At 56.0% G+C, this 495-nt stretch carries 1 protein-coding gene; it reads right to left on the bottom strand.

The features are described from left to right. Window positions 1-452, bottom strand: a 452-nt coding sequence (locus ACLD7X_RS18555; RefSeq protein WP_425625503.1) for an imidazoleglycerol-phosphate dehydratase, incomplete at its 3' end; no start/stop codon positions are given. Window positions 453-495 lie beyond the last annotated feature (43 nt).

The following is a 495-nucleotide window of genomic DNA, read 5'->3' as shown; positions in this document are numbered from 1 at the left end:
ACTCCCGTTGAACTTGGCATGGATGCATCCACAATGCCAGTGGCGGACCGCAATGCCCTACCAAGGGCCTTGAAGATGCTCTCGATGGTGTGATGGTCGTCCGTGCCCGTACTTTCGATGTGAAGAGTCAACCGCGCGGCATCGGCAAAGGAACGGAAGAAGTGTTCGGCCATGGACAAGGGAAAGTCACCAACCATTGTTCCTGAAAACGACACATTCCATCGCAGAAATGGTCGGTCCGAAAGGTCCAGCGCCAGCAGCGTCCGGGCGTCATCCATCGGTAGGACGAATGCATATCTCCCAATGCCCCGCTTGGTGCCAAGGGCCGATCGCAGTGCTGTGCCCAAAGCCAGGGCTGTGTCTTCAATGGTATGGTGGGCATCGACGTGCAAATCGCCACGCACGATCAGTTGCAGATCAAAACCGGCATGAACGGCAACTTGATGCAGCATATGATCGAAGAATCCGATACCAGTGGAGATTGCCACGCGTGGC

Origin of the sequence: Aphanothece microscopica RSMan92 (assembly GCF_046613545.2) — a bacterium.
In the GTDB taxonomy this organism is placed as follows: domain Bacteria; phylum Cyanobacteriota; class Cyanobacteriia; order PCC-6307; family Cyanobiaceae; genus NIES-981.
This window is presented reverse-complemented; position numbering and strand designations above follow the sequence as displayed.